General features: G+C 62.3%; 5 protein-coding genes and 1 pseudogene. 4 read left to right on the top strand and 2 right to left on the bottom strand.

Annotation, left to right across the window (positions count from 1 at the left end):
* Nucleotides 1–27: 27 nt before the first annotated feature.
* A pseudogene (locus ACESMD_RS02870) lies at nt 28–1,838 on the bottom strand (ATP-binding protein).
* A gap of 303 nt (nt 1,839–2,141) precedes the next feature.
* Here ACESMD_RS02870 and ACESMD_RS02865 point away from each other — a divergent pair.
* The 4 genes from ACESMD_RS02865 to ACESMD_RS02850 are packed head-to-tail and all read left to right on the top strand — an operon-like array spanning nt 2,142 to nt 7,877.
* Nucleotides 2,142–2,897, top strand: coding sequence for a (Fe-S)-binding protein (locus ACESMD_RS02865; protein WP_372610160.1), 756 nt, complete (start codon nt 2,142–2,144; stop codon nt 2,895–2,897).
* On the top strand, nt 2,894–4,363 hold the full coding sequence (locus ACESMD_RS02860) for a LutB/LldF family L-lactate oxidation iron-sulfur protein (protein WP_372610158.1): 1,470 nt from the start codon (nt 2,894–2,896) through the stop codon (nt 4,361–4,363). Before ACESMD_RS02865 ends, ACESMD_RS02860 begins: the two co-directional genes overlap by 4 nt.
* On the top strand, nt 4,360–5,028 hold the full coding sequence (locus ACESMD_RS02855; protein WP_372610156.1) for a lactate utilization protein C: 669 nt from the start codon (nt 4,360–4,362) through the stop codon (nt 5,026–5,028). Before ACESMD_RS02860 ends, ACESMD_RS02855 begins: the two co-directional genes overlap by 4 nt.
* Nucleotides 5,025–7,877 carry an FAD-binding and (Fe-S)-binding domain-containing protein gene (locus ACESMD_RS02850; RefSeq protein ID WP_372610154.1) on the top strand — a complete coding sequence of 951 codons (2,853 nt, stop codon included), beginning with the start codon at nt 5,025–5,027 and terminating at the stop codon, nt 7,875–7,877. The genes ACESMD_RS02855 and ACESMD_RS02850 overlap by 4 nt, the downstream gene beginning before the upstream one ends.
* Nucleotides 7,878–7,947: 70 nt before the next feature.
* Here the strand turns inward: ACESMD_RS02850 and ACESMD_RS02845 are convergent.
* On the bottom strand, nt 7,948–8,158 hold a 211-nt coding region (locus tag ACESMD_RS02845; protein ID WP_372610152.1), incomplete at its 5' end, for a hypothetical protein.

Below are 8,158 nucleotides of genomic sequence, written 5' to 3'. Positions count from 1 at the left end.
ATGATCATCACCGGGGTCGCCACCGATTCATGCATGGGAAGATGTCTCCTGAGGGTCGGCCTTGTCTGCCCACCGGGCCTGGTTGTAGAGAGGCAGGGTAATGGTGAAGAGGGCACCGCCACCGCGGCGATGGCCTGCGCGGAGACGACCGCCCAGGTCGTCGATGATGCGCGAGGAGATCGACAGCCCCAGTCCCAGGCCGCTTCCCCTGGACTTGGTGGTGAAGAATGGCTCGAAGACCCTCTCCAGATTGTCGTCGCTGATGCCCGAGCCGTTGTCGCCCACCTCGATCATGACGCTGTCTCCCGACGCCGCGAAGGAGAGTATCAGGCGCGGATCGGGGACGTCTGCCATGGCCTGAAGGGCATTGCCGATCAGGTTGACCAGTACCTGCTCGAGACGAACGGTGTCGGCGAGCACATGGATGTCCTCGCTGCCCCAGTGGCGTTCCACCTGGCCCCCGGCATTGTCGAGCCGGGAGTGGAAGAGCCTCAGGACATAGTCGAAACAGGCGGCGACAGAGACGGCGCTGAGGTTTTCGCTGCTCTTGCGCGAGAACTGCCGTAGCTGGGCACTGATTTCGGCCATGCGCCCGGTGAGTTCGATGATCTGCTCCAGGTTGTGATCCGCGGCCTGGTGACGCTGGCGCTCGATGAAGCGACGGGCATTCTCGGCATAGGCCTGAATGGCGGCGAGGGGCTGGTTGAGTTCGTGGTTGATGCCGGCAGCCAGTTGGTCCAGGACGGCCAGCTTGGCGGCCTGGACCAGTTCATCGCGTGTCTGGCGAAGGGTTGCCTCGGCACGACGACGTTCGTCGATCTCGTTGGAGAGGCGCCAATTGGTCTCGACGAGGTCCCGGGTGCGTCTCTCCACGTTGCGTTCTAGTTGGTCCCGGGTGCGGGCCAGGGTCCGGCGTTCACGCTCGGCAAACGCTTCCCGCTCGCGGCGAAGGCGCAGCCGTTGCCAGCCGATCCCTCCGAGCAGAACGGCGAAACCGTAGAAGCCACCGGCGAACGCGGCGGAGAACCATTGGGCACGTATCACCGGAGTCAGCGGCTTGAGGATATACATGTCCCAGCCGAATTCGTCGAGCGGCTGTGACTGGCTGAAATAGTTGCCTTCGGCCAGGGGGCCCTGGGTGAAGGTCACCACTCGGCTCCGCGCTCCGAGTGTCTCGATGCCGGCCGGTGACAGTGGCTCATCGGCATAGCGGCGGGTGGCAAGCAGTTCCTGTCGCTCTCCCTCGGAGAGCGGGTGCAAGGCGGCCATGCGCAGTTCCGGGCGGCTGGACATGAAGATGATGTCGTCGCCGTCGGTGACCAGCAATTCCGCATCCTGGTCGGACCAGCTTTCCTCTACGCTATCGAGCAGCACCTTGATGACCATCACCCCTTCCGGTCTGGCGTCCGGTGAGGTGTCATCGAGCCAGACGGGGGCGGAAAAGTAATAGCCACGATCCCGGGACTGAACGCCCAGGCCATAAAAACGCCCCTGGCCACCGGCGATGGCATCCGTGTAATAGCTGCGAAAGGCGTAATTCTCTCCGAGGAAGGTATTGGGGCGATGCCAGTTGCTGGCGGCGATGAGAGGAAACGTAGGACACTCTCGCGACTGGCCAGCAACTGGGGTAGGTGTTCATGTTGCAGCAGATGGCCGGTCAGGTTGGCCGCCGAGAGCCGCAACTCGTTCTCGGCGTCACTCTGCAGCCCTTGCAGGGCCTGTCTTCTGGCTACCTGGGCGGCTTCCCAGCTGCTCAGGACCAGCCCCAGGGGCAACAGCAGGATGAGCAGTCGACGCCAGGGGCGTGACAGGCCCAGTGGCCGGTTACCCGACATCATGCTCTGGCATCCGGTAGGGGTGTCGCGCCCTGATCTCGGCGAATCGGGGACGTTCGATCGGCGGGAAGGTCATGCCACTGCTCCTGGCGGTGGGATAAGGGGAGAAAATCCTGGCGTGAAAGTCAGGGCTCAACCGGTATATTACCTTTCTTGCGCCATCGTTCGCTCTTGCCGTCGACTTCAACGACGTGTATGGATTGTTGCTGGCACGCAATGTCTCGCGCCAGCCGGTCCCGATGTCGTCGGTGCTGTTTCGACAGGGCGAGAACCACCACGCTGTGCGCATCAACAAGGACGCCCTAGATGACACCCGTCAAGTGTTACCCGAGCAAACCCGAAAAAGTCTACTTCTTCGGCACCTGTCTGATTGACATGTTCTATCCTGAGGCAGGTTTGGATGGCATTCGCCTCCTGGAGCGAGAAGGTATCGAGGTGATCTTTCCCGAGGATCAGACCTGCTGTGGCCAGCCGGCCTATACCTCCGGCTACCATGATGAGGCCAGGGCAGTGGCGGCGGCCCAGCTCGGCTTGTTTCCCGAGCCCTGGCCGATCGTGGTGCCCTCGGGTTCCTGCGGCGGGATGATGCGCACCCACTTCCCCCAGCTCTTCGCCGGTTCCGACCGGGAGGACGAGGCTGGTGACGTCGCTTCTCGGGTGTTCGAGCTGACCGAGTTCCTGGTGCATGTCTGCCACCTGACGCTCGAGGATCGTGGCCAGCCCGAAAGAGTGGCCATGCATACTTCCTGCAGTGCTCGTCGAGAGATGGGGCTGGCCGAGACCGGCCCGGCCCTGCTCGGCCAGCTGGGTGAGGTCGAACTGGTTGAGCAGGCGCGCTCTGCCGAATGCTGCGGTTTCGGCGGGACCTTTGCCGTCCGGCATCCCGAAGTGTCCGCGGCCATGGTGGACGACAAGACCCAGGCCATCGAGGCGGCCGGTGCCGAGCACTTCGTCACCTCTGACTGCGGTTGCCTGATGAACATCGCCGGCCGCTTCGAGCATCAGAAGGCGTCGGTCAAGGGCGAGCACATTGCCAGCTATCTTTGGCGGAGGACGTCATGAGCGTTCAGAGCGAACCCGTTCAAACCTTCACGCCTCGCGAGTTTCATCGTCAGGCCCATGATGCCCTGGGTAACCCTCAGATCCGGTCCAACTTCCGCAAGGCCATGGACGGATTGATGGCCAAGCGACTGGATGTCTTCAGCGACTGGGATCTGGAGGTGTTGCGCGACCTGGGTGCCAATATTCGCAGGCGTGCGCTGGCCAGGCTGCCGGACCTGCTCGAAACCCTCGAGGCCAACTGCCAGGCCAATGGCATCCGGGTGCACTGGGCCGAGGACGGCGAGGAGGCCTGCCGGATCATCCGTGAGCTTTGCGAGGCGCGAGGCGCCAAGGCGGTCATCAAGGGCAAGTCGATGGTGTCCGAGGAAATGCACCTCAACGAGCATCTCGAGGCGGCGGGCATCGAGGCTCTGGAGTCGGATCTCGGGGAGTATCTGGTACAGCTCAATCGGCAGACACCTTCCCATATCATCATGCCGGCGATCCATCTCAATACCGACGAGATCGCCGATATCATGCATGACAAGACCGGAATCGAGAGGACCCGTGATGCCGACGCCATGACGGCCGCGGCTCGCCTCCAGCTCCGCGAACGATTCATGAATGCCGATGTGGGCATATCCGGTGTCAATTTCGCCGTTGCCGAGACCGGTACTCTCTGCCTGGTGGAGAATGAAGGCAATGGCCGCATGACCACGACGGTCCCTCCGGTACACATCGCCGTGACCGGCATCGAGAAGGTCGTGGAACACCTTCGCGATGTCCCGCCGCTTTACGCCTTGCTCACCCGTTCGGCTACCGGGCAGCATGTCACCACCTACTTCAACATGATCAGCTCACCGCGAAAGCCCGGTGAGCACGATGGGCCGGAGGAGGTTCATCTGGTGCTGGTCGACAACGGCCGCTCTCGTATTTATCAGGATGATGAACTCCTCGACACCCTGCGCTGCATCCGCTGCGGGGCCTGCATGAACCACTGTCCGGTCTATACCCGGGTCGGTGGCCATACTTATGGCACTACCTATCCCGGTCCCATCGGCAGCATCCTGATGCCTCACATCATGGGCCTGGAGGCGACCAAGGACCTTCCCACGGCCTCCAGCCTCTGTGGGGCCTGTGGCGAGGTCTGCCCGGTGAAGATTCCCATTCCGGATCTGCTGGTTCGGCTGCGCAAGGAATCCGTGGGAGAGGGGCGCGGCAATGTGCCCGGTGCTGGCACCAAGCGGAGCGCGAAGGAGGCGGTGGCCTGGAGGGCGTTCCAATGGCTGGCGACGCATCCCAGCGCCTGGCGAGGCGGAACGGCCATTGCCGGAAGGCTGCGTGGCCTGACCCCGTCCAAGCTCGGCCCCTGGACTGAGTATCGTCTTGCGCCCAAGCCGGCGAAGGTGTCGCTGCATGCCTTGGTTAAACAGCACAAGGCCAAGCGTCACCAGGCCGAAAAGGACTCCGAGGAGAAGCAGTCATGAGTGCCCGCGATGCCATCCTCAAGCGCTTGAAAGAGCGCAGCGACGGTCCGCTGTCCGTCCCCGAGAGCGACTTCAGCGTGGTGACCCATCGCGGCTGGATCCTAGAGGAGCGTCTCGAGCGCTTCGAACGCTTGATTTCCTCGGTGCATGGCGAGGTCGTTCATACGACATCGAGCGAATGGACCCGTGCCCTCGCCCAGGTACTGCAAAGCAAGAAAATCCGGCGGCTGGCGCTGGGTCGCGACCATCCGGTGGCCGCCGAGGCGCGGGAGGCCCTGGTCGATGCCGAGGTAGAACTGGTGGATGTGGATCGTGACATCGAATCCTGGCAGCGGGAACAGTTCGAGACGGTCGATGCCGGGCTTACCTCTACCCGCGGCGGTATCGCCGAGACCGGCAGCCTCTGGCTCTGGCCGACGGCCGATGAGCCCCGACAGATCAGCCTGGTGCCGTCGATGCATATTGCTGTTCTGGATGCCGAGCGCATCGAGGACACGTTCTTCGATGTGATCGAGAATAACGCCTGGGCAGGGGGGATGCCGACCAATGCCCTGCTGATCTCCGGTCCCAGCAAGACGGCCGATATCGAACAGACGCTGGTCTATGGCGTCCACGGTCCACGCGAACTGGTGGTGATTCTGCGCCACACCGAGGAGGTGATATGACGGAAGACAATACGGCTGTCTGGCAGGAGCTGAAGGCGGTGTTGTCCAGGATGATCCCGAGCGAGCGGCTCTTCGACGATCCACTGCATACCCTGGCCTACGGCAGCGATGCCAGTTTCTATCGGATGATTCCCAAGCTGGTGGTCCGCCCCGAGACCGAGGATGAGTTGCAGGCAGTGTTGACAGAGTGTCGGTCACGCCGATTGCCGGTGACATTTCGGGCGGCCGGGACCTCGCTTTCCGGCCAGGCAGTTACCGATTCGGTACTGATCCAGTTCGGGCGTGGCTGGCGTGGCCACAAAATCCTCGACGAGGGGAAAGCAATACGGCTTCAGCCCGGCGTCATCGGTGCCCGTGCCAATGCATTGCTGGCGCCCTATCAGCGCAAGATCGGCCCGGATCCGGCGTCCATCAACAGCTGCATGATCGGTGGCATCGCTGCCAACAATGCCTCGGGCATGTGTTGCGGCACCGCACAGAACAGCTACCGCACCGTGCGGGATATTCGCGTGATTCTGGCCGATGGCGCCCTGCTTGATACGGGAGATCCCGATAGCGTGGCCGCTTTCCGGGAGTCCCATGGCGACTTGCTCGCTGGCCTCGAGCGCCTGTCCTCCCGGACCCGCGCCGACGATACGCTGGCCGAGAAGATCCGCCACAAGTATCGGCTCAAGAATACTACCGGCTACGCGCTGAACAGCCTGGTGGACTTCGAGGACGGCATCGAGATCCTCAAGCACCTGATGATCGGTTCCGAAGGCACTCTGGGCTTCATCAGCACCATCACTTACGACAGCGTGGTCGACGAACCCGAGAAGGCAGCGGCACTCGCCTTCTTCCCCGACATGGCCACCACCTGCCGGGCCACCATCGCCCTCAAGCAGGCACCCGTCTCTGCCGTGGAACTGATGGATCGCGCCGGGCTGCGTTCGGTGGAGAGCCAGCCGAAAATGCCGGAGGTACTCAGGACCCTGCCCGAGGATGCAGCGGCGCTCTTGATCGATGTGCGTGGCAATGACGATAGCGAGCTCGAAGCACGCATGCAGGCGGTGCAGGAAACGCTCGAGGGCATCCAGACCCTGGAACCTGTCGCCTTCACCCGCGACGCCGACACCTACGCCCTATACTGGAAGATCCGCAAGGGTCTCTTTCCGGCCGTGGGGGCGGTACGCGAGACCGGAACCACGGTTATCATCGAGGATGTGGCCTTTCCCATCGAGCGGCTGGATGAAGGGGTGCTGGCGCTCACCGAGGCATTTCGAAGGCACGGCTATGAGGACGCGATCCTCTTCGGTCATGCCCTTGAGGGAAACCTGCACTTCGTCTTCCCCCAGGGGTTCGAAAAGGCCGGCGAAGTGGAACGCTACCAGGCGCTGATGGATGACGTGGCACAACTGGTGGGCGTCGAGTTCGGGGGTTCCCTCAAGGCGGAGCACGGCACAGGGCGCAATATGGCACCTTATGTCGAGCTTGAATGGGGTGCCGATGCCTATGCTCTGATGTGGGAGATCAAGGGCCTGTTCGACCCCGATAACCTGCTCAATCCGGACGTCATCCTCAGTCGCAATCCAACGATCCATCTGGAGAACCTCAAGCCGCTGCCTGCCGTCGATGCACTCGTCGACAAGTGCATCGAATGTGGCTTCTGTGAGGTGGTCTGTCCCTCGAAGAATCTTACTCTCACACCGCGCCAGCGAATCGTGGTCTCTCGTGAGATGGCGAGGCTCGAGGCCATGGGCGAGTCGATCTCCGATGAGAATTCGGTGCGCCTGGAAAGGCTGCGTGAAGATTATCGCTACGCCGGTGACGAGACCTGCGCCGGCGATGGCCTATGTGCGACGCAGTGCCCGGTAGGCATCAATACGGGTGACCTGATAAAGCAGCATCGTCGTGACAACGGCCTGAAACACGTGGGGATGGCGCATCGTATCGGCGAAAACTTCGCCGTCGGTACGCGTCTGGCGCGAGGAGGTCTCGCCGCGGCGGGTGCGGCACGCGCGGTTCTCGGTACCAACATCATGAACCGGGTCAGTACCGGCGTCAGACGACTCAGTGGCGATCGTCTCCCGCAATGGAGCCCGGCCCTGCCCAAGCCGTCACCGATTCGGGTGTTGACGCCTCCAGCCATGGCGGGATCGTCCAGGGAGAAGGTGGTCTACATGCCCGCCTGCGCCACCCGTATCTTCGGCGCCTCCCACGACGATAAAGAAGAGTCGCGCTCGATAATGGAGATTACCCTGGCCCTGCTCGACAAGGCGGGCTTCGAAGTGATCCTGCCCGACAGGATCAATCATCTCTGTTGTGGCATGGCCTTCGAGTCCAAGGGTCAGTTCGACGAGTCGGCCAGCAAGGCAGGGGAAGTCAACCGTGAGCTGCTGGTGGCCAGCCAGAACGGGCGTTATCCGGTGCTCTTCGATACCAGTCCCTGCTTCTTGCACATCACGCCGTATCTGGACGAGCGGTTGTCCTTGATGGAGCCTGTCGTCTTTGCCCATGACCATCTGCTGCCACGGCTGGCGGTCTCACCATTGGAAGAGCGTATTGCGATTCATGTGACCTGTTCCAGCATCAAGATGGGACTGACCGACAAGTTCCTGGCGCTGGCTCGGGCCTGTGCTACCGATATAGTGGTGCCTGCCGACATCCATTGTTGTGGCTTTGCCGGCGACAAGGGATTCAATACGCCCGAACTCAATGCATCGGCCCTGGAAGGCCTGGCCGAGCAGGTCCAGGGATGCAGCGCGGGCTATTCCAATTCGCGTACCTGCGAGATCGGTCTGAGCGAGCATGGCGGCATTCCCTATCGGTCGATACTGTCGCTGCTGGATAGGGCAAGCCAGTCGACCTGACATTTTCCGTCTGACGCTCTTGCGCCAGGGGAGGCCAGGGGTAGAGTACGCATCCGCCGCCCGCGACGGGTTAGTTGTCGGCGGTGCTGATGTCGAGAAGTGGTTGTTTTTCCTTGGAAGTCGAGGCGCAGGCGAGCTCACGAAACGCCGCCCTCGGGATTGACATTGTTCTCGGCATCGGTAGAACACGCCTTCCTCGCAGGGCGCTGGCGTAGCCGGCAACAGCGAGACGCTCCTCTTCCACTATCGGCGGTGCTGCCTGGCCGAAGCGTCGGCAGACT

Source organism: Halomonas sp. (genome assembly GCF_041689495.1).
Lineage (GTDB): Bacteria > Pseudomonadota > Gammaproteobacteria > Pseudomonadales > Halomonadaceae > Halomonas.
The sequence above is the reverse complement of the archived record's forward strand: the minus strand, read 5'-3'. Positions and strand labels throughout refer to the sequence as shown.

Excerpts from the sequence above, each read along its gene's own strand:
- ACESMD_RS02865 (WP_372610160.1), top strand. The coding sequence starts at position 2,142 with ATGACACCCGTCAAGTGTTACCCGAGCAAACCCGAAAAAGTCTACTTC.
- ACESMD_RS02860 (WP_372610158.1), top strand. The coding sequence starts at position 2,894 with ATGAGCGTTCAGAGCGAACCCGTTCAAACCTTCACGCCTCGCGAGTTT.
- ACESMD_RS02855 (WP_372610156.1), top strand. The coding sequence starts at position 4,360 with ATGAGTGCCCGCGATGCCATCCTCAAGCGCTTGAAAGAGCGCAGCGAC.
- ACESMD_RS02850 (WP_372610154.1), top strand. The coding sequence starts at position 5,025 with ATGACGGAAGACAATACGGCTGTCTGGCAGGAGCTGAAGGCGGTGTTG.